Genomic DNA, 23520 nt, shown 5'->3' with positions numbered 1-23520 from the left:
CTATGTTTATAGGCTTTTTGCTTTTTTAATGATTTAAAAATCATATAGGTAGCAAGAGTAATGAAAATATTGGGTTTTATTTTAGCGATGCTTGGATATTTGACATTGTATCTGACGCACCCAAATCAGGCTTTGATTCAAGTGACATTGCAACGTCAATATCGTTGGCTTGCGGGGATTTTACTTTTTCTGTCTTTCATTATTCTTGTTGTAAAACTTCCTGCACTGGTCGCAATTTATATGTTGATGATCACGGCGATCGTGATGTGGAGTTTTATTCCATTTATTCCTCTATTTCAAAAGTTGAAACAGCATGAGATTACAAAAATTTCCAAAAATTCACGCTGATTGGTTGTCCAAAACTTTTGCAGGTGTTTTTTTAGGATTTGCATTTTCGGTTTGTATTGGAGCGATTGTGACCGTGCTTAGCTTCACAAGAATGGAGGCAGTACTTGCGCCGCAAATGGGGATGTGGACGATTCCTTGGATCTGGTGTCCTTTACTTTTTCTTGCCTATTTTATCCCTAGAGGTTGGCAAGCGATTGTTATTTATAGCTTAGCGACAATGCTCGCGTATATTTTGCTATTGCTGCTACGAGGTTGAAATGAAAGTTAGAACGGATATCCTCAAATTAGCAAAAGAAATGCACACATGGGTGGGGATTAGTGCAGGCATATTGCTATTTATTTGTTTTTTTGCTGGTGGATTGACTATGTTTCAACATGATCTCAGCCAGTGGGCAACGCCTCCTCAGCAAAAACTCTCCGCGATTCAGACAAATCAATATAATCAGCTCGTCGAGCAAGTACAGCAAAAATATCCCGAAACTCAAAAGAGTTTTACAGTCAATTTCGCCTCAAAAGAATTGCACAATGCGCCTATACAATGGAGTACTTCGAAAGCGGGTGAGGGGCGGGGCTTCAATGCTTCGCAAAATACAATGTTGGCGACTTTGGATGAAGATGGTCAACTTGAGGTAAAAAAAGAGAATGTATCTAAACTCGGTTGGTTAATAGAACAATTACATGAAACTGCAGGTATTCCTGGATTATTAGGTCACCATACATTGGGTGTCTATGTGATGGGCATCATTGCATTTTTGTATTTTCTGGCCATTTTTTCTGGGCTTGTTGTACTTTTACCGACATTGATCAAAGATTATTTTGCAATTCGTAAGGGGAAAAATAAGAAGCGTTTTTGGCTTGATACACATAATGTGATTGGGATTACCAGTCTGCCATTTCATATCATTATTTGTGTTTCAGTGATTGTGTTTGCCTTTCACGATTTGATGTATGACGCCTTAGGGCAACTGGTCAGCAAAGGAAAGCCACTGTTTGAGCGTCCGGCACCGACGCAGATTGCAGACCCACAGCCTAAACTTGATGTTGAAAAGATTTTATACCGTTTGCAGCAATCCGCTCCAGAATATGAAATTATGTCCGTCAGTTTCAATCAGCTAGATAAACGAGAAAAGGCATCAGCACGAGTTGCTTTATACAGTGCTGATCAGATGCTTCGAGGGGATAATTTTGACTTTATGCTCATAAATCCTTATCAAGAACAGCCATATAAAGTCGCTACTTTAAATCCTCATGCGACCGTTGCAGATAAAGTCATAAAGTCGATGTTCAGTTTGCACTTTGGCAGTTTTGGTGGTGATTTTACTCGTTGGATGTACTTTGTTTTGGGAATCGGCGGTGCTTTCTTATTTTATTCTGGCAATATTTTATGGATTGAATCACGGATAAAAAGACAAAAAAATCCAAATCTTCCTGCTCCAGCACAGCGTAAGGATGTTCGATTTGTCACCAATCTTACGATTGGCGCGTGTCTTGGAACGATCTTGGCGGTATGTGTCAGCATGCTTTTGGGACGATGGGGCTATGTGATTTATCCTGAATTAGCCAGTCTGAATCATCTCTTTATCTATACTTATTATGCTGCATTTATACTGAGTTTGCTTTATACCTTTGGCTTTGGTGCTGCACGGGCATTGCCTCATTTATTGTTAGCAATTGCGATCGTTTTGTTTGCCATTCCATTTACCTCACTGATCGCCTATCTCGTGCCTGATGTGGGTTTATGGTATTCGATGGGGCGTTTGCTTATCATTGATCTAGTTGCAATTTTATTCGCTCTAGCATTTTTACGCTTTTATCAGCAAGCAAGATTGAGAAGTCAGATTGCAGAAGTAGGTTCTATATGGTCTATCGCTAAAGCCCCAAAGTAGAGAAAGCCATAAATTTTGTCATTCAATTTATTCGGATTAATTTTAGTTACAAAAATAGACATGATAAAAATACTGGAAACTAAGACTTTGTGAAATGGTTCAAATTTTGCAAAGGCTTATTTTCTATGTGGAAATTTTACTAATTAAAACTGCAAATGAGTATGCTTCTCATTTTAATTATAATAAAATCATAAACTTACAATAATATAATTTTGCATTATTCACGAAAATTCTCCATAATAGCTGAAAAGGTATGGAGTAATTGAAATGCGTGGAAATCCAGAAGTCATAGACTATCTAAATATGTTGATCGGTGGTGAACTGGCTGCGCGTGATCAATATCTTATCCATTCTCGCATGTACGAGGACTGGGGCTTAAGCAAAATTTATGAGCGCATCGACCACGAAATGCAAGAAGAAGCATCACATGCAGATGCTTTGATTCGCCGTGTACTGTTTTTGGAAGGTACGCCGAATATGAATCGTGATGATATTGAAACAGGTACAGATGTCGTGACTTGTTTAAAAGCTGATTTAAAGCTTGAGTATCATGTTCGTGAAAAACTGGCGCAAGGTGTCAAACTTGCTGAAGAAAAAGGTGATTACGTTACTCGTGATATGCTCCGCCAGCAAATGAGCGATACTGAAGAAGATCATACATATTGGTTAGAAAAACAAATTCGTCTGATTGAGTTGATTGGATTGCAAAATTATATTCAGTCACAAATGTAATATCGAAGATTTAAAAAAGCAGCTTAAACAAGCTGCTTTTTTTTGTAGGTTTATAAACCAAATGCTTTTTTGATAATAAAGAATAGATCCGTTTGATCTAATAGACCAGAGATGTTGGCAGCATGAGGACCATAGGCAGCAGTTCGAACCTGAGCTCCGGTATGCTCTTGGCTACCATCTTTGCTTGTCGCATAATTAATCGTCATTTCAACTTGATCTTTGGTCAGAAGTTTCACTGTTTTTCCAGGACTATCTGCATCATTTGGGATAATTTGACTGGTATGGGCATGATCTCCTGTGACAATAATTAAGGTGTCAGGATTTTGTTTGGCGAAGGCAAGTGCCTCTTGGATCGCTTCATCCAAAGCCACAGTTTCACCAATTTGACCACATGCATCCGCAGCATGGTTACGTTTATCAATAGAGCCACTTTCGACTTGCAAGAAGAAACCTTTCTGATGAGTTTTTAGCAAATCAATGGCTTTGGCGGTCATCTCTTTGAGCGTTGGTGTATTTGAGCTACGTGAAGGATTTGCAGTACATAGACTTGCTGCGCCCTTGTTCCCATCGACTTGGGCTTTAGGTCCAGACCACATTACAGGTAAATTGCCATCAGCAAATAAGCCCAATACAGGTTTATTTTGATTGGCTTCTGTAAGTGTATTCATACTTTTTACATCAGTCACCACCTGATAGTTCATAGCAATTGCTTGGTCAAAGAGCGTTTTACCACTATAGGTCCCAGCTTTCGCAACATCCTTAAAGCTCGCTCCACCACCACCAAAAGTGACATCTGCTTTGGTTTGTAAAAGTTGTTCAGTAATAGAACCTGCGCCACCTTTTTCTAAAGCATTTTTTGGACAGCTCTTGCTGGTTTGCGTTGGGGCATAACATTTGCGAGAAGTGACATGTGCAGCGAGGGCAGCAGGAGTTGCATCCTGTAATTCAGTGGTCGTGACATTACCAGTAGCAAAACCTGCACTTTTAGCAAGTTCGAGTATTGTCTGTTGAGGCTTTGCATCGCGATCAACACTGATTGCACCATTATAGCTTTTTGTGCCAGTTGCCCATGCTGTTGCTGATGCCGCTGAATCAGTCACGTAGTCAATTGATTTGGTGCCTTTAATCAAAGAATAAGTACTATAAGCCCCTGTAAATGGAAACACATCTAAGCCTTTAAAATATCCTGCTGCACCTTCAGCATAGTTACGTGCTGCGGTAATTTCAGACTCACTGGTACCATCACCAATAAACAAAATTACATGTTTCACATTACGATTGCTGATCGATGCTTTCAAGGCTTCACTACGTTCTTTTTTTAAACGAGTGGCACCACCATTCACCGAAATATCTCCACGACTACTTGGATCTAATAATTCACCATTGTCAGTTGGAAGGGGTGTTGGTGGATTAGGTTTTGTGGGTTGAGTCGGTACGGGAGTAGGCGTTGGAATGGGTTTGGTCACAGCGACAGGTTTAGATTCATCGTTACATGCGACAAGCACAGTGGATAAGACCACTGGGAGAATAATTTTTGAGTTTTTCAATGTAGCCCCTAATAAATATTAATAAAAAAGAGCTGTCAAAATAATTTTTTACAGTGAAATTTATGTGATACAGAAATGAATTTATTGTAAATAAATGTACGATTATTTGTATCCTATTGAAACTCATATAAGTTATAGAAAATAAAAACATCGCTGCAAAACATGTAGCGATGTTTTTGATTTTAAATATAAAATTTATATAATCTATACATGATAAATATGAGCAAGCAGCCTGCACTTATTTTTTATGTATTAACAACGATAGCGAAGACACTCAGCACTAGCATCATTTGTTTTTTTGAATGTCTGCCAATACTTGTGTTGCATGTGTTTGTGTATTGACACTTTCGTAGTGATAGATAATGACGCCTTGAGGATCAATCAAAAAGGTTTCTCGTTTGGCTATTTTCAAAACCCCTAGATTGCGCACGATGCCTAATTGATCTGCCAAAACATGGTTGTTGTCAGCCAAGATTGGAAAAGGCAAAGCTAATTTCTCAGAAAATTTCTGGTGTGATTTGACATCGTCCAAGCTTACACCCAACACCACTGCATTATTTTTAACAAAATCGGGATATAAGCGTTTAAATTGGTTGGCTTCTTGAGTACAACCAGGAGAGTTGTCTTTAGGGTAAAAGTACAGTACAACCCATTTACCTTTGTATTTCGCTAAGCTATGTAGTTTCCCATTTTGATCTTGCAAACTAAAATCAGGCGCTTTTTTGCCTACCCATTGTTTTTGCGTGTCTTCAAATTTTGAAAATACGCCGTTATTTGCATGTGTGATGCTTTGAAATGAAAATATTGAACAAATAGAAAATATGCTCATTGCAACAAATTTTGAGTATTTCATCCGATTCACTTGGTGTAAAAGTGCATGGATAAAAGCTTAACAAGTTTTGAAATTTTATGGTAATTGTATATTGATTTAAACAATACTAAATATGAATAATTACAGGACTCTTAACTTTATTTCTCTATCTATAAATTTTACTGTTTTATTAAGATTTTGAACTTTTAATAAAAATATACTATCGAGATTTAAGGCAGGATGCCGTCCGTTGGACAGGGGTTACATGGATGTATGCCCATCTGTCCAACAAAGCCCTTTTGCTCAACTTTTGGGCTAGCAAAAGTTGAATAAGCCTACGCAAAGGCATAAAAACCTAGCGATGCAAATTTTGGCTGTGAAGTTTTTAAACACAAATTGAAACTCAGGCAATAACAATGAAAACAAGGTGATTGAGATGGATATAGGCGCGGTACTCATCAAGCTAAAGCCAGATACACAAGAGCAAGTCAAAAGTTGGCAAGAACAGCTTGAAGCACGTAAAAGTGAGGCGCTTGAAACTTTAAAAGCCGAAGGTGTCACGATTGAATCATGGTTCCATGTGGAACTTGAGGGAGAAAACTATCTGATTGCTTATATGCGTGCAGAAAATATCGCTCATGCCCAGGAGATCGGTCGCAAGAGTCAATTTGCCATCGATCAAGTACATAAAGCATTTAAACAAACTTGGGAAAAGGTATATCCAGCAAAGCTGCTATTGGACTTGGAAAATGAAGCCTTTAAAGAACAATGAGGATTTTTATACAAATACATCAGTCTAGAGCAGATCAAAGAAAATATTTATGAAAATGGTTTAAGTTTATTGAATAATAGTGACCAATAAACACATTTATCGAGTCATATTTTGAAGCAAAAAATTCTCCTGATCACGGGTTGGGGTGGTGGTACAAAACTGCTAAATTCATTTAAAAATTCACTTGAATCTAAAGGTTTTGAAGTGCATTTGATGAATATTTTTAATGCGCTTGATCCTCATGAATTAGAGAAAAATGTTGAATTCGCCAAAACATTTGATGTGATGATTGGTTGGTCTTTAGGTGGTCAATTGGCGACGATCTTAGTCGACCAAATCCAGCAGAAATATCATGAACAAAAGATATTGATCACGATTGCTTCCAACCCTTGCTTTGTTGCAAATGAAAACTGGCAAACTGCCATGCCTCAAGCGACATTTCAAAGTTTTAAAGCATCTTTCGAACATGATGCAATTGCGACTTTGAAAAAATTTGGCTATATGGTTTGCCAAGGAGTATCTACAAGTAAAGTTGATTTTATAAACTTACAAAGTTTAATCCAGCCACAACCACTCAATCTACTAAAACAAGGATTGGCGATGTTGGAACAGCTCAATCTTGTGAGTATCTTGGAAAATTATTCTGGAAAGCAATATCATATTTTTGCTGAGCAAGATGTATTGGTTGATTGCAAAGTTGCTCAATATTTACAACAAATTCCAGCAAAATTTTTGGAAATTGAAAATATTGAAGGCTCGCATGGCTTGCCAGTTTTTAAATTTGACTTGTTAACTGACAAAATCTGCCATTATTTGGAAAAAAATAACTAATCTCAGACAGATTTGGATGATCACGCAATTTATTTTTTATTCTTGCAGGTTTAACATCAAAACATTGAAAATTTGATGTACTGCAGGAGTTAAGGATGACCAAGCTTGAAAATATAGCGCTCAATGATCAACAATTTGATCTGCAACATATTTGGCATCCTTATACTTCGATGTTGAAACCACTGCCGACATTTAAAGTAAAAAAAGCCTATGGTGCGTTGATCGAATTGGAAGATGGTCGTACTTTGATCGATGGCATGTCATCTTGGTGGTGCGCGATTCACGGTTATAACCATCCTGAGCTCAATCAAGCGGCAATCGACCAGCTACAAAATATGTCGCATATCATGTTTGGTGGATTGACGCATCAACCAGCGATTGATTTAGCAAGGCTTTTGATTGAAATTACCCCACCAAGTCTAGACAAAATTTTCTATGCAGATTCGGGTTCAGTTGCTGTAGAAGTTGCTTTGAAAATGGCAGTTCAGTACTGGACTTCGCAAGGAAATAGCAAAAAAACCAACTTTGTTACACCCCGTTCGGGGTATCACGGTGATACGTGGAATGCGATGTCTGTTTGTGATCCTGTAACAGGCATGCATCAGATTTTTGGTAGTAGTTTACCCAATCGTATTTTTGTACCTGCGCCACAAACGACATTTGCTGAAGATTGGGACCCAGCAGATATTGTTGAATTGGAAAATGAATTATCACGAAACCATTCAATGATTGCCGCACTGATTTTAGAGCCTATTGTGCAAGGTGCAGGAGGGATGCGTTTTTATCATCCTGAATATTTACGCCAAGCAAAATTGCTTTGTGAAAAATATCAAATTTTATTGATTTTCGATGAAATTGCCACGGGGTTTGGTCGTACAGGCAAGTTGTTCGCTTGGGAACATGCAGGCGTCGAGCCCGATATCATGTGTATCGGTAAAGGCTTAACAGGCGGTTATATGACTTTGTCAGCAACTTTAACGAGCAAGCATGTGGCTGAAACCATTAGTCTGGGCGAGGCGGGTGTGTTTATGCATGGCCCGACATTTATGGCAAATCCTTTGGCTTGTGCTGTTGCTCTGAAAAGTACTCAATTATTACTTAGTCAAGATTGGCAAAGTAATATCCAAAGAATTGAAGGACAATTAAATCAATATTTACCTCAATTATCCCAACTTGATTATGTGAAAGATGTCAGAGTGTTGGGGGCAATTGGCGTGGTTGAGCTGACCTTTAATGTCGATATGCAGTCACTACAACAAAAATTTATTGATCAAGGTATTTGGATTCGACCTTTTGGAAAATTGGTTTATGTCATGCCACCGTATATTATTTCAAAACAAGAACTTGAATTATTGTTACAGGCTTTAGTTAAGGTCGTGAAAGAGATGCAGGAGATCTGATCATGAATTTATTGGATCAATATGCAGAGTCCTTGCAACAGCTTAAATCGCAAGGAAATTTACGCCGTTTTACATCGAATATTCAGCAAGATAAATACATTACTATCGAACAGCAACGGATGCTCAACTTATCCTCAAATGATTATCTGGGCTTGGCATCAAATATACAGTTACGTGAGGAGTTTTTTGATGTTACAGATCACTCAGCTCGTGTGATGAGTGCTGCTTCTTCACGCTTATTAACAGGAAATTTCCCTCAATATGAACAGCTTGAAGATACGCTAAGTAAAGCTTTTTTAGGTAGATCAGCACTTTTATTTAATAGTGGATATCACATGAATATTGGTATATTGCCAGCACTCAGTGATAGTAAAACCTTGATCTTAGCTGATAAATTGGTTCATGCCAGTATGATTGATGGGATTCGTTTATCTGCTGCGAAGTATCTGCGTTATCGACATAATGACCTGCAACATCTTGAACAATTATTAGAAAAATATCAGCAAGATGAAGCCTTTAATAAAATTATCGTGGTTACTGAAAGTATTTTTAGTATGGACGGTGATGAAACTGATCTTGCTGAATTGGTTCGGATCAAAAATAAATACCCAAATGTCATGCTCTATGTAGACGAAGCTCATGCAATCGGGGTGCGAGGCAAACAAGGTTTAGGTTGTGCTGAACAATATCACGTGATTAATGATATAGATTTGCTGGTGGGAACATTTGGAAAAGCCATTGCTTCTATTGGTGGATATTTGATTTGTCATCCTATTATTCGAGAGTATTTGATCAATAGCATGCGTCCTTTGATTTTCAGTACAGCTCAACCACCGATTTGTATGGCATGGACTAATTTTGTCTTAAAAAAAGTCTTTTTATTAAATGCTTCACGCGAAAAATTGCATGATTTGAGTCAATATTTGCAGCGAAGCATTATTGCTAAACAGTACGAGTGTCCATCGACCAGTCATATTGTTCCCGTTGTTATTGGTGAGTCGCAAAAAACGGTCAATCTCGCGAAACATATCCAAAGTGAAGGTTTTTATGTGATGCCTGTACGTCCACCGACAGTGCCGAAGCAGAGTGCTCGATTGCGTATTTCGCTGACGGCTTTGATTGAGCAATCAGAAATAGATGCTTTAATTGCGTTATTGTGATGGAAGATAAAAGTGAATATTAATAAATCACAGGTAGCTCGGCGATTTGCCAAAGCGACGCAAAGTTACAATCAACAGGCGTTTGTGCAAAAAGACATTTGTTTTGCTTTAATCGGTTTGATACGACGTTTTTTAACACAAGAACATTTATCTAAGGTGTTGGAGATCGGTTGTGGTTCAGGTAATTTAACGACCCTTTTACTACAAAAATTTCAAATAGAGCAGCTTTATTTAAATGATATATATCCTGAGATTGAACAACATTTCACAGACTTTCCTGAAATTAGTTTTTGCATCGGGGATGTAGAACAGCTTGAGCTTCCTGCACATTTGGATTTGGTTTGTTCGAGTTCTGCTTTGCAATGGATGGATGATCTAGCAAAACTAATGTCCACGATCAATCATGCTTTGCAACCGAATGGCTATTTTTGTTTTTCGACTTTCGGTCCAGATAATCTTCAACAAATTAAACAGTTAACAGGTCAAGGCCTAAGCTATTTAACGATGCAGGAGATCCAAACCATGCTCATTGAGCAGGGTTTTGAGATTTTACACCTGTCTGAAGAAACCAAGACTCTTAGCTTTGAGCATCCTAAAGATATCTTAAAGCATCTCAAAGCGACTGGGGTGACCGCGACTGCTTCTGGACATCGTTGGAATAAAGCCTCATTGCAAAGTTTTTATCAAGATTATCAAAAATATGGCTATTTCGATGCTATGAATCAAATGAAGTATCCATTGACTTATCACCCAATTTATTGTGTTGCTCGGAGAGAAAAATGACAGCTCCTATTTATTTTATTAGCGGTATAGATACAGGTATTGGTAAGACGTTTACCACAGGTATTTTGGCAAAACAATTGAATGAACAGGGCATTAAAACCATCACGCAAAAGCTGGTTCAAACTGGAAATACTGATATTTCAGAAGATATTGAACAGCATCGTGAGATCATGGGAATGGGGTGGTTTCCTGAAGATGAAAGCAAGCTCACCATGCCAGAAATTTTTACTTATCCTGCTTCACCGCATTTGGCGACTAAGATTGATTCTCGTGAAATTGATTTTAAAAAAATAGAAGATGCTACTCAGGCATTGTGTGAAAAATACGACACCGTACTGCTTGAAGGGGCAGGTGGTTTAATGGTTCCACTCACCACTGATTTGCTGACCATTGACTATATCGAGCAAAAGAAATTTCCAGTAATTTTGGTTAGTTCGGGACGTTTAGGTAGCATTAATCATACTTTACTGAGTCTTGAAGCGCTTAAATCACGTCAAATCGAACTCTATGCATTGGCATATAATCTCAATGATGAGTCTCAAGATGCATTAATTTCCAAAGATACTTCAGATTACCTGAAAGCCTATTTAGCGAAGCATTTTCCTAAAGCAAAATGGATTGATATTCCAGTGATCAATTAATTTTCATTGCTTTCTTCAATTTGATGGTTGCGCCTAAAATGACTGATCGTTGGCGGTAAAATCAATAAATGGAAGAGTGATGTAAAAAGAATCACTTGAATAAATGCCCCCCAAAATGGAGCAGCATGCATCGCACCTAAAAATGCGATGCATAAAAGACTGAATGGAATAATGGACGCGAAGAGGTACGATATTATAGGATGTTTGACGATCGAGCTGTTTGAAAAGAGCAATGCATAATTTAGCATCTCAAGTAAATATAAGCTTATAGCGAACGTGACGCCAAATAACGGATACTCAAAAGGAAGGTGCTCTACCCCTGCAGGATGAAATCTGTAAGGTGACTCAAATTGTCCTTCATAGGCAATATATGTTGAAGCGATCAACCAGATCGTCAAAAAAATCAAATATATTTTCTTTTTTGTTGCTTGAGTAATGTGATTATTCTTTTTCATATAATTTGTATAGTAAATGAGATATTTAAATAAAAATGATCATGTACAGAATACATGTGAAATTTATCCTTGAGTAGCTTCAGTATTTTTTGTGAATTATTTTGTGAAATTTAACTAAAAGAAAAGGCAAAATCAAAAAATGGAACAGACTTATAAGTAGGACGAGTAGGATAAAATTGATTAAATAATCTGCTGCATGCATCGCGCTAAATACAGCTATTGCACTGAGAAATAGTGGAGCGATGGAGCAGATAAAATAGCAAAAAATAGGATGGTTATAACTGAATTCGCTTGTGATTAGATAAGCTTCATTGAGAATGAGTAGCCCTAAAAATCCGCAAAGCATCTGCACGTGTTCAAGTGGATATTGATATTCCTCTTGTGTCATTCCTCGGACATGAACGAGATAACCACCAATAAACTGTGCTTGATAGGCAATAGACGTAGAAGCGATCAACCAGATTGCAAATAGAATCAAATATATTTTCTTTTTTGTTGCTTGAGTGGTGGGATTATTCTTTTTCATATGATTTATATAGCAAATGAGATATTTAAATAAAAATGATCATCTACAGAATACATGAAAAATTCGATCAAGATCAGCTTCAATCTTTTATGTGAATAATTAGGTAAAATATAGCAACTTTTAAGGTGATTGTTGAAAATATGTTAGGCTGAAAATGTTCAATCAGATCTAAGCGATATCGAGGAAATTTATGGACGATCAAGGTTTTTTACAACAAGCAATTTATCTTGCAAAAGATAATGTAGAGCAAGGTGGTCGCCCATTTGGAGCAGTGATTGTAAAAAATGGTGAGGTCGTTAGCCAAGGTGTAAATCAGATTTTGACGAGTGGTGATCCGACCTCTCACGCTGAACTTAACGCTTTGCGTCAAGCGTGTGAAAATTTGAAAAGTTTAACTTTGAAAGATTGTACTGTATATGCAAGTGGTCAACCATGTCCGATGTGCCTTGCTGCTTTGAGAATGGCTGGCATAGAAAAAATTGTTTATGCCTATTCAAATGCTGATGCAGAGCCATTTGGATTGTCTACAGCAGCTATTGCTGAAAAATTACGTCAGGAACCACATCGTCAAGAAGGTCTGCAATTTGTGCAACTTTCAACAAATTTACCTTTTGAGTTATACGAGTTTTGGAAGCAAAAACAAACATCTTGATGTGGTATAAATCAAATGAATAGAAGTATTTTTATAGGATAAATTCACATTCGATTTTGTTGAAACTTGCTTGAAAATGAACGTAAAAAACCGCAATAGCATGTTGAAATGATATTGCGGTTTAGTCTAATCAATCACTTGATTTAACTTTTAAGTAAATATTAGAACTTTTTAAAGCCCTTATTGATCACAAATGGTTTACGTTGACCTGAACGTTCACCACGTTGCTCATCAAAACCTCTTTCATTGCGGTCATAGCGATTTTCGCCACGCGCTGAACGATTGTCGTTGCGGTTGCCACGATTATCATTGCGATCATAACGGTTATCGTTACGTTCAGAGCGATTGTCCTGACGTTCTTGACGATAATTGTTATTAAAACCTTGAGTTTGACCTTGACCTTCGTGCTGATGGTTTTCACCTTCATTATCACGACGTTGTTGACGCAAGTAACCACCACGGCGTGCTGCCATTGGTTTTTCTTGCATACGTTCATTACGACGTTTAGCCATACCGAATAGACCAGTACCTTGACGTGGTTTTAACTCCACGATTTTGGTCAAGTTATCGATGTCCGCTTTATCAAGCTCCATCCAGCGACCTGTACGAAGCTCACGAGGAAGGATAACCGTACCATAACGAGTACGTAGCAAACGGCTTACTTTTAAACCTTGTGATTCAAAAATACGACGAACCTCACGGTTACGACCTTCTTTTACAACCACTTGATACCAACGGTTGATCCCTTCACCACCAATTTCAGTAAAAGATTCAAATTTGGCAGGACCATCGTCCAATACAACACCATTCAACATATTTTGACGGATTTGTGGAGTGACTTCACCCATCACACGTACCGCATATTCACGTTCAATTTCATTTGAAGGGTGCATTAAACGGTTAGCAAGTTCGCCATCATTTGTAAAAAGAAGCAAACCAGTTGAGTTAATGTCTAGACGACCAACCATGACCCAGCGATCATTGGCAATTGTTGGTAAATGATCAAACACAGTTGGGCGCGATTCTGGATCGTTGCGTGAGCAGATTTCACCTTCTGGTTTGTAATAAATGAGTACGCGACGACGAATTTCATCTTCGATTTGAAATTGGACTTTACGACCATCGATACGAAGCTCATCGCCCGGTTCAATACGCTCACCTACTTGAGCAACTTGACCGTTGACACTAACGCGTCCAGCAGCAATGACTTCTTCCATATAACGGCGAGAACCCAATCCAACCCGCGCTAATACCTTTTGCAATTTTTCACTCATGACAGCATAACCTTAGAAATATTCATCAACAGTTCACCTATTTATGATTTGGGTGCTTGCACATCCAAAGCCATAAAAGCTTCCTTGGCATCCTGCAGGGGAGGCAATTGATCTAGTGAAATTAGACCAAATGCGTTCAAAAATTGTGGCGTTGTCACTAACAACGCAGGTCTTCCTGGGAGTTCGCGGAAACCCGATTCTTTAATCCAGTTCCAATCAAATAAAGTCCGTAATATCTGACTATTATTTGTTACTCCACGAATTTGCTCAATATCTGCCCGGGTAACAGGCTGATGGTAAGCGACCACTGCTATGGTTTCGAGCAGTGATGGTGATAATCTAGTTGGTCTTTCAGGCCAAACCTGCGCAATAATATTGCGATATTTTGCACGGACCTGAAAACGAAATCCTTGAGCAGATTCAACAAGCTCAATTGAACGACCATGTTGTAATACAGCAAGTTGTGCCAAATACTGACGTAGTTGTTGCTTGTTGTATTGGTTTTGAAACGCTTCTTTTAAGCGGGCGAGTGATACAGGAGCATCACTGGCAAAAATAATCGCTTCAAGTTGCATGAGCACTTCATGATGGAGTTCATCTACATGAAATGCATTTTGCTGATCGGCTGTCATTGCAACGCTCCCTGAATACTCAAAGGCGCTTCAATACCAGTCGAAATAATATTGACTTTCTGTTGGCGAGTAAGCTCTAAAATAGCCATAAAAGTTACCACCATTCCCATTCTACCTTGGCTTGGTTTTAAAAGTTGTTCAAAACTTAAAACTTCCCCCGAATCAATCATATGCTCAATATAGGCAATACGTTCTTCGAGTAAAACGGGTTCTTGTACAATTTGATGTGTAATCGGTTCTGGACGATTGAAAATACAAAAAATAGCATCACGAAGCATATCAGCTTGATAGCCGTCATAGCTTTTAGCAATATGTCCAATAGCCACATTTGTAGAGAAAGTATCTCTTTCAAAAACAGTCATTTGACCTAAGCGTTCAGCTGCCTTTTTTATACGTAAATAGGTTTCTAAACGATCAATCAGTTCTTGTTTTGGATCTTTTTCGATATGAACTGATGTTGGTTTAGGCAATAACAAACGAGATTTTAAATCGGCAAGCAAGGCTGCCATCACCATATAGTCAGCAGTCAGTTCAATATTGAGCGACTTCATGCTGTCCATATAGGATAAATACTGTGTTGCAATCGGGGCAATATCCACTTGTAATAAATCAAAACCGCTTTTTTGGATCAGGTAAATGAGAAAATCGAGTGGTCCTTCGAAATGTTCAAGTAAAATTTCGAATGCGGCAGGCGGGATGTACAAGTCCTCTGGAATCGTATCTGTCCACTCATCTAAGATTCGGATGTGTGGGGTCGATTCCATAGGGTCATGGATGATTTGGGTCATTACAATTATTAGCCACGCGAATTTTCAAAAGCATGTTGGATTCAGAATCACTCTTCGGATGAGTAAGGAGATGAGTGAAAGACGAATTGCATATAGAAAGTATGTCTATTCTAAAATAAAAATCACAATGAATAAATTGCTAAAACATTAAAAAGCGCAAAAAAACTGTAAATAAATAGAGAACATTTTTTTGCTTGATGGTAAATGACATATTTTTTGACAATATGATTTGTAATTAATCAATGAAAATTTAGATATATACGCTATAAAAGAGATCATTTGATCCCAAATTGATAAGTTGAACCATTCTCATGCAAAATTTTAAAAAAACTGAGGCGAATGAATTCGGACAAGCGATCGGGTGGGCTGTTCCCAATCCTTTAGCGACTCATTTTCTAGCGGAGACATTGCAGGGTAGTGCTGTGCATTTAGTTGCTTTATCAGAAAATACGCTACCAGCTGATCAGCTTGAGCAGATATGGCAATGTGTCAGCAGTGAGCCTGATCGTCGTTGTTGGACGTATTTGCCTTATTCGGGTTTTGAATCTGAGGCTGAGTTAGCACAAGCATTGCAGCATAATTTTGGCTTTAAAGGTTCAACCCATTATCTCATCATCGTCAATCAACAGGCTGTGGGCTGGATTGGTCTACTTAATGAACGTGCCAATGATCGCGTCATTGAGATTGGTAATGTATATTTTTCCCATAAAATGAAACAGTCAACTGCCTCAACTGAAACGATCTATTTATTATTAAAAGCATGTTTTGATCAGGGTTTTCGTCGAGTTGAATGGAAGTGTAACTCTTTAAATGAGCCTTCAAGACGCGCTGCGGATCGATTTGGTTTCAGTTATGAGGGCACATTTAGACAGGATCGTATTTCCAAAGGGCGTAATCGCAATACTGATTGGTATTCAATACTGGATGAAGAATGGGGCACTTTAGAAAAAGCCTATCTTGCTTGGTTGAAAGCAGATAATTTTGATGAGAATGGTCAGCAAAAGATTCGATTGGGGGATTTTATGCAGTTGTATAAAAGCAACTAATTTGTAATGCTAAACAATGTATCGTCTGAAAATATATCGAAAATAATATGAATTAATTAGAGGACAAGATTATGGTAGTTGAAGTAGGGGGTGACTATGATGGTTGGGAAACGCAGGTGATACGGAATTAATATATTCGAATTTAGATATTTTATAAAATAAGCATTCTAACGATATCATGTTGGAATGCTTATTTTTTGAGTGTGAAAATAAATATTATTGAATATAAAAGATACAGAATAATATTGAAAAAATTATGCCTGAAACGATGCATATTTTAAAACGAGTCGTATACGCTTTTTTTCTTTTGTAATGAGTGTTAAATCTGGTGAATTGTTTTGATTATTTTGGGGTAAATTATTTTGATTTGAATCCATACACTATCCCTCTTACTTTATTTATTTAAATCAATCAATGTTGTCGCTTTGGTTTGATTTGCAAAGCCATTATTCCCCCAAACCTCAACGAGATATTTTTGTTGATTTAAGATGCAGTTCTTTTGTAGTCCATCTTGTGGAGCGCTACCAAAAATACTGGCTTCTGTATTTGTTCCATATTTTAATTGAATAATGGCATCATTCGCTCGAAAATAATGTCGATGTATGAGTTCACATACTAGAGCATTGTTTTTATATTGAATAATTCTGATTTTACTAAAACCTAAATGATAGTCACCTAAAAATACACTATTGATTGCGACACTATTTTTTGTCGTCGATATAACTAAATTTGGACCTTTAAAATGGAGATATAAAATGATTCCAACAATAGCGAAGATGATTCCAAAGATTATTTTTTTCATTTTTATAAATCTAAAAGATTATTTTAGTTGTATAGCATACTCAATTATTCTCAAGCAAAGATCATTTAAACATAGATTTTGTGTCTGAAATTTGCTGAGTAACATTCTCACTTGATATACAGCCAAAAAATGGCACGGCTCAGCATTTTTAAGCTCTATGATTTGATCTTCAGAAACAACAAAAGCCTCAGACATGAGTGTCCAAGGCTTTTGAGCATAAATTACAGCATCATGTTGAAACTGATTTATATTTAAGAGGACATATTGCAGATCCACAGCATTGATCTCTTACTCAAATGCGCTGACATCACCTACACCACGACGTATGATTTCAGGATTAGTACCTGATAAATCAATAATACTGGTGGTGCTAAGTGTACCTAAACCACTATCAATGAATACATCAATACGTTTTTCAAGCTGGCTTTCAATATCATAAGGATCATCCAAAGGTTCAGTTTGCCCCGGCAATATCAAAGTACTGGTCAAAAGAGGTTCGCCCAACTCTTTGAGTAGCATTTGACAGACTGGATTGCTTGGGATACGTAGCCCGATGGTTTTCTTTTTAGGATGCATCAAACGTCGAGGTACTTCACTCGTCGCAGGTAAAATAAAGGTTGTGACCGCAGGCGTATTGGCTTTGAGTAGACGATACATCGCATTATCTACTTTGGCATAGGTTGCAATATCTGATAAATCTGCACAAATAATCGCATATTGGTGTTTAGGACCTAGACCACGAATTTGTGAAATGCGCTCCATTGCATTTTTATTTCCGATTTGACAACCAATTGCATACGCTGCATCTGTTGGGTAAACGACCACATCTCCAGCACGAATTCGTTCAACAGCTTGATCAATTAAACGCGGTTGAGGATTATCAGGGTGTATTCTTAAGTGCAACATCTATTATCTCCCAGATTTACCTTTTCGTTATTATGTAGGTTTAATTCAATTGCTGGCAATCATTTACACGTTGAAATCTGTAAATTAACCGAGCATTGACCGATTAAACTCATTTGATTGTAATATTTTGCCACCTCGGGTGCATAGACAAATACAGTCAATAAATCGTTTTGCATCACGTGGAAGTTGGCTTTCCCCAGAGAAAAATTTTTGTACTTGAGCATAAACACGGTCTTTAAAAATCTGACCGTCACCACCTTCACCAGTGAGATTGTCTAAAGAGACTCGAAAAGGTCTTCCGAAGGCTGTAGAAAACATCCATTCGATGGCTTGAGGCTTGATTTCGACTTGTTCAAATAAGGCTTGTTGCTCCGCAGTTCGTCCATCTGGCGCATACCAATAGCCAAGATCAGGCAATAAACGACGTTTTTCCCCAGCAATCGTCCAATGGCTAATTTCATGCAAGGCACTATTGAAAAAACCATGGGCAAATTGGATACGTGCAGGTGCATTATTTTCAGCTGGAAAATATTCTGGTTCAAAATCTCCACGAACAAGCGTCACATTTAAGTGGGAAAACCAATGATTAAAGTGTAAGATAAGCCAGTCAACTTGCTCGATTTCTGTTTTTAAATTGACCCATGGATCACGTTGCACATGGTCTAAATCCAAGTCAGAATCAAGAGTTGACAGGGGCTTGATAGGTGATGAAGTTGTTATTTCGGGTTGCGGCTGCAACAGGTGCATGACTTATTTCCCCAAGCGATCTGTCTAAATAAGTACAAAATTGTATCTTAATCTTTGACAGAGTACCCATGAATTTGTAGAATTGCCGCCTTAATTATGTCAGCAAATACCTTTCCGGCACAGATTGAGCCGTTTAAATGGGCTGAACAAGGCTTTACATGGTCAGGTACACTGCCATTGTCTCGCTTTGCTCGTATTGCCCGTGAAGCTGTTGGATCAATTGATAACCAATTGATCAACATAGACTGTAAACTATCAATGGATACGTATCATCGTATCGTATGGTTAGATGGTCATGTTGAAACGAAGGTTCCAATGGAATGCCAACGTTGTTTGGAACCTGTTGAAATCACTCTCGTTTCAGATTTTCATTTAGCTCTTGTGGATGATGAATCACTGATAGAGCGCTTGGATGAGGATGCTGATTTCATCGTTTTAGGTGAAAGCGAATCGACAGTTAAAGGAGATTTTGATACTCCTGCTTCTATTGATTTACTCTCACTGATAGAGGATGAATTGTTATTGTTGATGCCTTTATCTCCTAAGCATGACGCTTGTGAGCATAAGCATCAGCCTACCGTTCAGGACGAAGCTGAAGAAAAACGGGATAATCCGTTTGATGTTTTGGCAAGTTTGAAGGGTAAACTTAACTGATTTGTGTTATACTGTTAAGTTAAGACAACCAAATTTGTTCTGATCCATTTTTTCGATTTGTAAGGAGCCATCATGGCCGTTCAGCAAAACCGTAAAAGTCGCTCTCGCCGTGACATGCGCCGTTCACATGACGCTTTAACCGAGAATGCATTAACTGTAGACCAAACTACTGGTGAAACTCATCGTCGTCACCACGTAACTAAAGATGGTTTCTACCGTGGTCGTCAATTATTCGCTAAAGCAGCTGATGCTGAATAATTGAAACCAAATTAAGCGTCATGCTTAAGAAAAAATGGGAGCGAAAGCTCCCTTTTTTTGTTCTTTTTCGCAATTATCATCGTCAAAATTAAGTGTTAAATTTGCCCCCAGAAAAAAGCTAAGATAAGGGCGTGTTGATTATTCTATTCTCATTGAATAAAAAATATTCCCCGATTAAAGGATTTTATATGTCTGCTAAACGACTCGAGCAAGCAGCTCAAGCAACCAAAACAGCATTTTTGTTTCCTGGACAAGGATCACAAAAAGTCGGAATGCTGGCTGAACTTGCAGAACAGTTTAGCGGTGTGTCTGACACCTTTGCTGAAGCATCTGATGCAATTGGTTTTGACTTATGGCACATCGCTCAAAGCGGTGAAGGTTTAGATCGTACTGAAAATACTCAACCTGTTTTACTGACAGCGAGTATTGCTTTATGGCGTGTATGGCTAGATTTGGGTGGTGTTGCACCTAAATATTTGGCTGGTCATTCACTTGGTGAATATAGTGCACTTGTTGCGGCAAATGCGATGTCACTTGGTGATGCTGTGAAATTGGTCAACCTACGTGGTCAATTGATGCAAAGCGCAGTTCCTCAAGGCGAGGGCGCAATGGCCGCTATTTTAGGTTTGGAAGATGCTAAAGTGATTGAACTTTGCCAAAGCGTTTCTCAAGCTGGAAATGGTTCTGTTGAAGCTGCGAACTACAATGCACAAGGTCAAGTTGTGATTGCTGGAACAACAGCATTGGTACAAGACGTTATGGCATTGGCAAAAGAACAATCAGGTAAAGCAATTGCACTTCCTGTATCTGTGCCATCACATTGTTCATTGATGATTCCTGCTGCTGAAAAGTTTGCGGAAGCATTGGAACATACTGCCATTGAGCTACCAAGTATTCCTGTAATACAAAATGTAGGTGCTGAAATTGCAACTGATGTTGCTGCATTACGCAAAGCATTGACTGAACAATTATACAAATCAGTTCAATGGACAAAAACAATGCAATATATCCAAGATCAAGGGATCGAATATGTTGTTGAGTGTGGTCCGGGCAATGTACTTGCAAATTTGGCAAAACGCTTACCAAATATTGAAAAAGCCTTTCCAATCGATACGAAAAGTCGTATGGAAGATGCACTAAATGCCATTTTGGTGGCAGAAGGGAAAATTGCATGACACAAGAACGTAAAGTTGCTTTAGTTACAGGTGCAAGCCGAGGAATTGGGGCGGCGATTGCACAGCAACTCATTCAAGACGGTTATTTTGTTGTAGGTACTGCAACATCTGAATCTGGTGCTGAAAAAATATCAGCAACTTTTGCTGAAAATGGTGCAGGTCGTGTACTTGATGTACGCGATGGTGCAGCGATTGATGCATTGGTGACTGATATTGAACAAAACTTTGGTTCAGTCATGATTTTGGTGAATAATGCAGGTATTACCAAAGATAATTTATTGCTTCGTATGTCAGAAGATGACTGGGATGATATTTTAAATATCCATCTTAAAGCAGTATTCCGTTTATCAAAACGTGTGCTTAAAGGTATGACCAAAGCGCGTTTTGGTCGCATTATCAATATCAGTTCTGTGGTTGCTCATTTTGCAAATCCGGGTCAAGCCAACTACTCAGCTGCAAAAGCGGGTATTGAGGCATTTAGCCGTAGTCTTGCAAAAGAAATGGGTAGCCGCCAAATTACAGTGAACTGTATTGCACCGGGCTTTATTGCGACAGAAATGACTGAGCAATTAAGTGAAGATATTCGTAAGAAAATGAGCGATCAAGTTGCGCTAAGCCGTTTCGGCGAGCCAAAAGATATCGCAAATGCAGTGAGTTTCTTGGCTTCAGACAAAGCTAGTTACATCACTGGTACAGTATTACACGTAAATGGTGGTTTATACATGGCTTAATGCGATGTATAAACTTTGAAAAAATTCAATAATCAATTAAACTATAGGCAATTAAAAGCCGCCACAAGCAATGAGGAGAATTCCTGTGAGCGATATCGAACAACGCATTAAACAAGCTGTTGCAGAACAATTGGGTATGAAAGCTGAAGAAATCAAAAACGAAGCATCTTTTATGGATGATTTGGGTGCTGACTCTTTAGACTTAGTTGAACTTGTAATGTCTTTCGAAAATGACTTCGACATCACTATCCCTGATGAAGATTCAAATGAAATCACTACAGTTCAATCTGCAATCGACTACGTTTCTAAGAAACTTGGTTAATTTGCATATTGCGTAGTTTTTCTACGAATGAAAGCCACCTTTGGGTGGCTTTTTTTATGGCTTAAATCGGCACAAATTAGATGAATTTTATCTCAAGTTACAAGTCTTTACGTGAATCAGAATAATAGTACTTTTTTTCAGCAATGAATTTGGTTATACAAGAAGAACAATTTTTATAACCACATTCATTTTGAATAAAACAACACGGAGTACAACATGGGATTATTTGATTTTGTTAAAGGTATCGGTAAGAAAAATACTGCACCTGCTGAACCACAAACACCAGCAACTCCAGCTGAACCGACTGCACAAGAGGTCGCAAATAAATTATTAGGATTGGTCAAAAGCTTAGGACTGCCTGTTACAGGACTGTCAGTGAGTTATAACTCTGAAACAGATTTGGCTACAGTGCGTGGTGAAGTACAGACCCAAGCGGATAAAGAAAAAATTGTTTTGGCGATTGGCAATGTGGATCATGTTGCACAAGTGGATGATCAGATCACAGTAGCAACACCAGAGCCTGAAAGTAAATTTTATACTGTTAAATCTGGTGATAATTTATCGAAAATTTCTAAAGAGTTTTATGGTGATCCAAATCAATACAACAAAATTTTTGAAGCTAATCGCCCATTACTGAAAAATGCTGATGATATTTTCCCAGGTCAGGTGTTACGTATTCCTGCTTAATCGAGTAATCGATACTCATATATTGCGTTAAATAGAAACACTCAGTTATTTGTCTTTTGTCAGACAATATATGCTGAGTGTTTTTTATTGAGCACTCTACATTATTTCTAAATAATATCTTGAATCACATTTCATTATTTTTATGTGAATTACTTCTATAATTAAACAAAAAATGTAATTTAATTGTTAATTCATAATTAAAAATACAATCTATTATTAAGATTTATTTATTTTCATTATCTATTTCAATAAAATATTAAAAATGTATGATTATTATAATAAAAAAATATAAAGATTGTTTTAATCTTATAAAATTGTCAAAACTTACATAAAATAATATTAATGTGACATAAGTCAATATCTACATGGTAAGTGTGCAGTATTTTTATTTTTTTTGTATTTAAAAATCAATGCTTTATTATTATTAAATTAAATTTAAATAATGGTTTAATAATAAATAAGTAGTCTTACATTTAAGCAAATAGTATTTCTCATAAAAAACAATAAATGTTAAACAAAACATGATTTCTAATTTTTTGTTGCTGCTCTACGTGACAGAAAGCCAGTTAATGACATGGAGGGGTTTATGTCAAACATTCAAGTTATTTCTAAAAAAACACACCAGATTTTAGAAAAAGTTAATAATAATCAAATTAAGTTGAATGGTGACTCTGTTGTGCAGATTAAAGCCTCTGCACAAGATGTACTTTCAATCGAGCGAAGTGGTAATAATGCAATTATTACTTTGAAAAATGGTGAAAAAATAATAATCGAAAATTATTTTAATGCTGAAAATAGTAATAGTGTTGTCTTTGATGATAATAATCAGCTTAGTGTTTTGAGCTTCCAACAATGGCAATGGCTTGGCAGGAACAGGCGAAGCTGGCGATACCATTATCGTGACAGACAAAGACAACAACACCTTCACAGCGATTGTTGATTCGAACGGTAAAT

29 protein-coding genes are annotated in these 23520 nt (G+C 37.6%); 19 read left to right on the top strand and 10 right to left on the bottom strand.

Annotation, left to right across the window (positions count from 1 at the left end; translation table 11 throughout):
* The first annotated feature begins 60 nt into the window (after window positions 1–60).
* The 4 genes from F960_RS15395 to ftn all read left to right on the top strand — a co-directional run bounded on the left by F960_RS15395 (window position 61) and on the right by ftn (window position 2966).
* Window positions 61–348 carry a hypothetical protein gene (locus tag F960_RS15395; RefSeq protein WP_004867235.1) on the top strand — a complete coding sequence of 96 codons (288 nt, stop codon included), beginning with the start codon at window positions 61–63 and terminating at the stop codon, window positions 346–348.
* Entirely contained in the window at window positions 314–604 is a 291-nt protein-coding gene (locus F960_RS15390) for a hypothetical protein (protein ID WP_004867233.1), read from the top strand. The genes F960_RS15395 and F960_RS15390 overlap by 35 nt, the downstream gene beginning before the upstream one ends.
* A 1-nt stretch (window position 605) precedes the next feature.
* Window positions 606–2234 (top strand): PepSY-associated TM helix domain-containing protein, encoded by a 1629-nt coding sequence (locus tag F960_RS15385; protein ID WP_004867231.1) that lies wholly within the window; start codon window positions 606–608, stop codon window positions 2232–2234.
* A gap of 267 nt (window positions 2235–2501) precedes the next feature.
* Window positions 2502–2966 carry a heteropolymeric bacterioferritin subunit Ftn gene (ftn, locus tag F960_RS15380; protein ID WP_004867229.1) on the top strand — a complete coding sequence of 155 codons (465 nt, stop codon included), beginning with the start codon at window positions 2502–2504 and terminating at the stop codon, window positions 2964–2966.
* A gap of 50 nt (window positions 2967–3016) precedes the next feature.
* Here the strand turns inward: ftn and phoA are convergent, their stop codons facing one another.
* Together phoA and F960_RS15370 are read right to left on the bottom strand one after the other, a co-directional pair.
* A complete protein-coding gene (gene phoA / locus F960_RS15375; RefSeq protein WP_004867226.1) occupies window positions 3017–4513 on the bottom strand; it encodes an alkaline phosphatase in 1497 nt (498 codons plus the stop codon).
* Window positions 4514–4799: 286 nt separating this feature from the next.
* On the bottom strand, window positions 4800–5342 hold the full coding sequence (locus tag F960_RS15370; protein WP_373855082.1) for a peroxiredoxin: 543 nt from the start codon (window positions 5340–5342) through the stop codon (window positions 4800–4802).
* Window positions 5343–5760: 418 nt separating this feature from the next.
* On the opposite strand from F960_RS15370, the gene F960_RS15365 reads away from it, so the two are divergent.
* The 6 genes from F960_RS15365 to bioD all read left to right on the top strand — a co-directional run bounded on the left by F960_RS15365 (window position 5761) and on the right by bioD (window position 10911).
* Window positions 5761–6096 (top strand): DUF6176 family protein, encoded by a 336-nt coding sequence (locus F960_RS15365; protein ID WP_004867221.1) that lies wholly within the window; start codon window positions 5761–5763, stop codon window positions 6094–6096.
* A 111-nt stretch (window positions 6097–6207) separates the two neighbouring features.
* Window positions 6208–6927 carry an alpha/beta hydrolase family protein gene (locus F960_RS15360; protein ID WP_004867218.1) on the top strand — a complete coding sequence of 240 codons (720 nt, stop codon included), beginning with the start codon at window positions 6208–6210 and terminating at the stop codon, window positions 6925–6927.
* 95 nt (window positions 6928–7022) lie between these two features.
* Window positions 7023–8327, top strand: a complete 1305-nt coding sequence (gene bioA / locus F960_RS15355) for an adenosylmethionine--8-amino-7-oxononanoate transaminase (RefSeq protein ID WP_004867216.1) — start codon at window positions 7023–7025, stop codon at window positions 8325–8327.
* Between the two features lie 2 nt (window positions 8328–8329).
* Window positions 8330–9487: an 8-amino-7-oxononanoate synthase gene (locus F960_RS15350; protein WP_004867213.1), complete on the top strand. Its 1158-nt coding sequence runs from the start codon at window positions 8330–8332 to the stop codon at window positions 9485–9487.
* Window positions 9488–9499: 12 nt separating this feature from the next.
* Window positions 9500–10270 (top strand): malonyl-ACP O-methyltransferase BioC, encoded by a 771-nt coding sequence (gene bioC / locus F960_RS15345; RefSeq protein WP_004867210.1) that lies wholly within the window; start codon window positions 9500–9502, stop codon window positions 10268–10270.
* On the top strand, window positions 10267–10911 hold the full coding sequence (gene bioD / locus F960_RS15340; protein WP_004867207.1) for a dethiobiotin synthase: 645 nt from the start codon (window positions 10267–10269) through the stop codon (window positions 10909–10911). Before bioC ends, bioD begins: the two co-directional genes overlap by 4 nt.
* Here bioD and F960_RS15335 read toward each other — a convergent pair.
* The gene (locus F960_RS15335) at window positions 10908–11366 is read right to left on the bottom strand and encodes a hypothetical protein (RefSeq protein WP_004867205.1); all 459 of its coding nucleotides are present in this window, start codon (window positions 11364–11366) and stop codon (window positions 10908–10910) included. The two genes, bioD and F960_RS15335, sit on opposite strands and share 4 nt — an antisense overlap.
* A gap of 79 nt (window positions 11367–11445) precedes the next feature.
* Window positions 11446–11892: a hypothetical protein gene (locus tag F960_RS15330; protein ID WP_004867202.1), complete on the bottom strand. Its 447-nt coding sequence runs from the start codon at window positions 11890–11892 to the stop codon at window positions 11446–11448.
* Window positions 11893–12082: 190 nt separating this feature from the next.
* Here F960_RS15330 and F960_RS15325 point away from each other — a divergent pair, with 190 nt between their 5' ends.
* Entirely contained in the window at window positions 12083–12544 is a 462-nt protein-coding gene (locus F960_RS15325; RefSeq protein WP_004867199.1) for a nucleoside deaminase, read from the top strand.
* A gap of 161 nt (window positions 12545–12705) precedes the next feature.
* On the opposite strand, the gene rluB is transcribed toward F960_RS15325, so the two are convergent.
* From rluB to F960_RS15310, 3 genes are read right to left on the bottom strand one after another with little or no spacing between them, the layout of a single operon-like run.
* Complete coding sequence (gene rluB, locus F960_RS15320) at window positions 12706–13818, bottom strand: 23S rRNA pseudouridine(2605) synthase RluB (RefSeq protein WP_004867198.1); 1113 nt, start codon at window positions 13816–13818, stop codon at window positions 12706–12708.
* Between the two features lie 41 nt (window positions 13819–13859).
* Entirely contained in the window at window positions 13860–14450 is a 591-nt protein-coding gene (gene scpB / locus F960_RS15315; protein WP_004867196.1) for an SMC-Scp complex subunit ScpB, read from the bottom strand.
* Window positions 14447–15238: a segregation and condensation protein A gene (locus tag F960_RS15310; protein WP_004867194.1), complete on the bottom strand. Its 792-nt coding sequence runs from the start codon at window positions 15236–15238 to the stop codon at window positions 14447–14449. Before F960_RS15310 ends, scpB begins: the two co-directional genes overlap by 4 nt.
* Window positions 15239–15549: 311 nt before the next feature.
* Here F960_RS15310 and F960_RS15305 point away from each other — a divergent pair, with 311 nt between their 5' ends.
* Complete coding sequence (locus F960_RS15305) at window positions 15550–16284, top strand: GNAT family N-acetyltransferase (protein WP_004867192.1); 735 nt, start codon at window positions 15550–15552, stop codon at window positions 16282–16284.
* Between the two features lie 394 nt (window positions 16285–16678).
* Here the strand turns inward: F960_RS15305 and F960_RS15300 are convergent, their stop codons facing one another.
* The 3 genes from F960_RS15300 to F960_RS15285 all read right to left on the bottom strand — a co-directional run bounded on the left by F960_RS15300 (window position 16679) and on the right by F960_RS15285 (window position 18739).
* Window positions 16679–17086, bottom strand: coding sequence for a hypothetical protein (locus F960_RS15300; protein ID WP_004867189.1), 408 nt, complete (start codon window positions 17084–17086; stop codon window positions 16679–16681).
* Window positions 17087–17374: 288 nt separating this feature from the next.
* Window positions 17375–17992, bottom strand: a complete 618-nt coding sequence (locus F960_RS15290; RefSeq protein WP_004867186.1) for an L-threonylcarbamoyladenylate synthase — start codon at window positions 17990–17992, stop codon at window positions 17375–17377.
* An 84-nt stretch (window positions 17993–18076) separates the two neighbouring features.
* The gene (locus tag F960_RS15285; RefSeq protein ID WP_004867184.1) at window positions 18077–18739 is read right to left on the bottom strand and encodes an elongation factor P hydroxylase; all 663 of its coding nucleotides are present in this window, start codon (window positions 18737–18739) and stop codon (window positions 18077–18079) included.
* A gap of 96 nt (window positions 18740–18835) precedes the next feature.
* On the opposite strand from F960_RS15285, the gene F960_RS15280 reads away from it, so the two are divergent.
* The 7 genes from F960_RS15280 (at window position 18836) to F960_RS15250 (ending at window position 23506) form a co-directional block, all read left to right on the top strand.
* Window positions 18836–19393: a YceD family protein gene (locus F960_RS15280; RefSeq protein WP_004867183.1), complete on the top strand. Its 558-nt coding sequence runs from the start codon at window positions 18836–18838 to the stop codon at window positions 19391–19393.
* A gap of 72 nt (window positions 19394–19465) precedes the next feature.
* Complete coding sequence (rpmF, locus tag F960_RS15275) at window positions 19466–19651, top strand: 50S ribosomal protein L32 (protein WP_004723964.1); 186 nt, start codon at window positions 19466–19468, stop codon at window positions 19649–19651.
* 188 nt (window positions 19652–19839) lie between these two features.
* A complete protein-coding gene (gene fabD / locus F960_RS15270; protein ID WP_004867181.1) occupies window positions 19840–20826 on the top strand; it encodes an ACP S-malonyltransferase in 987 nt (328 codons plus the stop codon).
* The gene (fabG, locus tag F960_RS15265; protein WP_004867178.1) at window positions 20823–21557 is read left to right on the top strand and encodes a 3-oxoacyl-ACP reductase FabG; all 735 of its coding nucleotides are present in this window, start codon (window positions 20823–20825) and stop codon (window positions 21555–21557) included. Before fabD ends, fabG begins: the two co-directional genes overlap by 4 nt.
* A gap of 85 nt (window positions 21558–21642) precedes the next feature.
* Entirely contained in the window at window positions 21643–21879 is a 237-nt protein-coding gene (gene acpP / locus F960_RS15260) for an acyl carrier protein (RefSeq protein ID WP_004867175.1), read from the top strand.
* A gap of 216 nt (window positions 21880–22095) precedes the next feature.
* On the top strand, window positions 22096–22566 hold the full coding sequence (gene lysM, locus F960_RS15255) for a peptidoglycan-binding protein LysM (protein WP_004867172.1): 471 nt from the start codon (window positions 22096–22098) through the stop codon (window positions 22564–22566).
* 586 nt (window positions 22567–23152) lie between these two features.
* Window positions 23153–23506: a BapA/Bap/LapF family prefix-like domain-containing protein gene (locus F960_RS15250; RefSeq protein WP_004867169.1), complete on the top strand. Its 354-nt coding sequence runs from the start codon at window positions 23153–23155 to the stop codon at window positions 23504–23506.
* Window positions 23507–23520 lie beyond the last annotated feature (14 nt).

Source organism: Acinetobacter gerneri DSM 14967 = CIP 107464 = MTCC 9824 (assembly GCF_000368565.1).
In the GTDB taxonomy this organism is placed as follows: Bacteria; Pseudomonadota; Gammaproteobacteria; order Pseudomonadales; family Moraxellaceae; genus Acinetobacter; species Acinetobacter gerneri.
The sequence above is the reverse complement of the archived record's forward strand: the minus strand, read 5'-3'. Positions and strand labels throughout refer to the sequence as shown.

Coding starts and splice junctions, on each gene's coding strand:
- scpB (WP_004867196.1), bottom strand. CDS start 14,450: ATGACAGCCGATCAGCAAAATGCATTTCATGTAGATGAACTCCATCAT.
- F960_RS15280 (WP_004867183.1), top strand. CDS start 18,836: ATGTCAGCAAATACCTTTCCGGCACAGATTGAGCCGTTTAAATGGGCT.
- F960_RS15365 (WP_004867221.1), top strand. CDS start 5,761: ATGGATATAGGCGCGGTACTCATCAAGCTAAAGCCAGATACACAAGAG.
- F960_RS15390 (WP_004867233.1), top strand. CDS start 314: ATGAGATTACAAAAATTTCCAAAAATTCACGCTGATTGGTTGTCCAAA.
- F960_RS15370 (WP_373855082.1), bottom strand. CDS start 5,342: ATGAGCATATTTTCTATTTGTTCAATATTTTCATTTCAAAGCATCACA.
- lysM (WP_004867172.1), top strand. CDS start 22,096: ATGGGATTATTTGATTTTGTTAAAGGTATCGGTAAGAAAAATACTGCA.
- fabG (WP_004867178.1), top strand. CDS start 20,823: ATGACACAAGAACGTAAAGTTGCTTTAGTTACAGGTGCAAGCCGAGGA.
- bioA (WP_004867216.1), top strand. CDS start 7,023: ATGACCAAGCTTGAAAATATAGCGCTCAATGATCAACAATTTGATCTG.
- bioD (WP_004867207.1), top strand. CDS start 10,267: ATGACAGCTCCTATTTATTTTATTAGCGGTATAGATACAGGTATTGGT.
- F960_RS15325 (WP_004867199.1), top strand. CDS start 12,083: ATGGACGATCAAGGTTTTTTACAACAAGCAATTTATCTTGCAAAAGAT.
- F960_RS15250 (WP_004867169.1), top strand. CDS start 23,153: ATGTCAAACATTCAAGTTATTTCTAAAAAAACACACCAGATTTTAGAA.
- F960_RS15310 (WP_004867194.1), bottom strand. CDS start 15,238: ATGACCCAAATCATCCATGACCCTATGGAATCGACCCCACACATCCGA.
- F960_RS15290 (WP_004867186.1), bottom strand. CDS start 17,992: ATGTTGCACTTAAGAATACACCCTGATAATCCTCAACCGCGTTTAATT.
- F960_RS15395 (WP_004867235.1), top strand. CDS start 61: ATGAAAATATTGGGTTTTATTTTAGCGATGCTTGGATATTTGACATTG.
- F960_RS15385 (WP_004867231.1), top strand. CDS start 606: ATGAAAGTTAGAACGGATATCCTCAAATTAGCAAAAGAAATGCACACA.
- ftn (WP_004867229.1), top strand. CDS start 2,502: ATGCGTGGAAATCCAGAAGTCATAGACTATCTAAATATGTTGATCGGT.
- F960_RS15335 (WP_004867205.1), bottom strand. CDS start 11,366: ATGAAAAAGAATAATCACATTACTCAAGCAACAAAAAAGAAAATATAT.
- F960_RS15350 (WP_004867213.1), top strand. CDS start 8,330: ATGAATTTATTGGATCAATATGCAGAGTCCTTGCAACAGCTTAAATCG.
- rluB (WP_004867198.1), bottom strand. CDS start 13,818: ATGAGTGAAAAATTGCAAAAGGTATTAGCGCGGGTTGGATTGGGTTCT.
- F960_RS15300 (WP_004867189.1), bottom strand. CDS start 17,086: ATGAAAAAAATAATCTTTGGAATCATCTTCGCTATTGTTGGAATCATT.
- F960_RS15330 (WP_004867202.1), bottom strand. CDS start 11,892: ATGAAAAAGAATAATCCCACCACTCAAGCAACAAAAAAGAAAATATAT.
- rpmF (WP_004723964.1), top strand. CDS start 19,466: ATGGCCGTTCAGCAAAACCGTAAAAGTCGCTCTCGCCGTGACATGCGC.
- F960_RS15285 (WP_004867184.1), bottom strand. CDS start 18,739: ATGCACCTGTTGCAGCCGCAACCCGAAATAACAACTTCATCACCTATC.
- F960_RS15305 (WP_004867192.1), top strand. CDS start 15,550: ATGCAAAATTTTAAAAAAACTGAGGCGAATGAATTCGGACAAGCGATC.
- fabD (WP_004867181.1), top strand. CDS start 19,840: ATGTCTGCTAAACGACTCGAGCAAGCAGCTCAAGCAACCAAAACAGCA.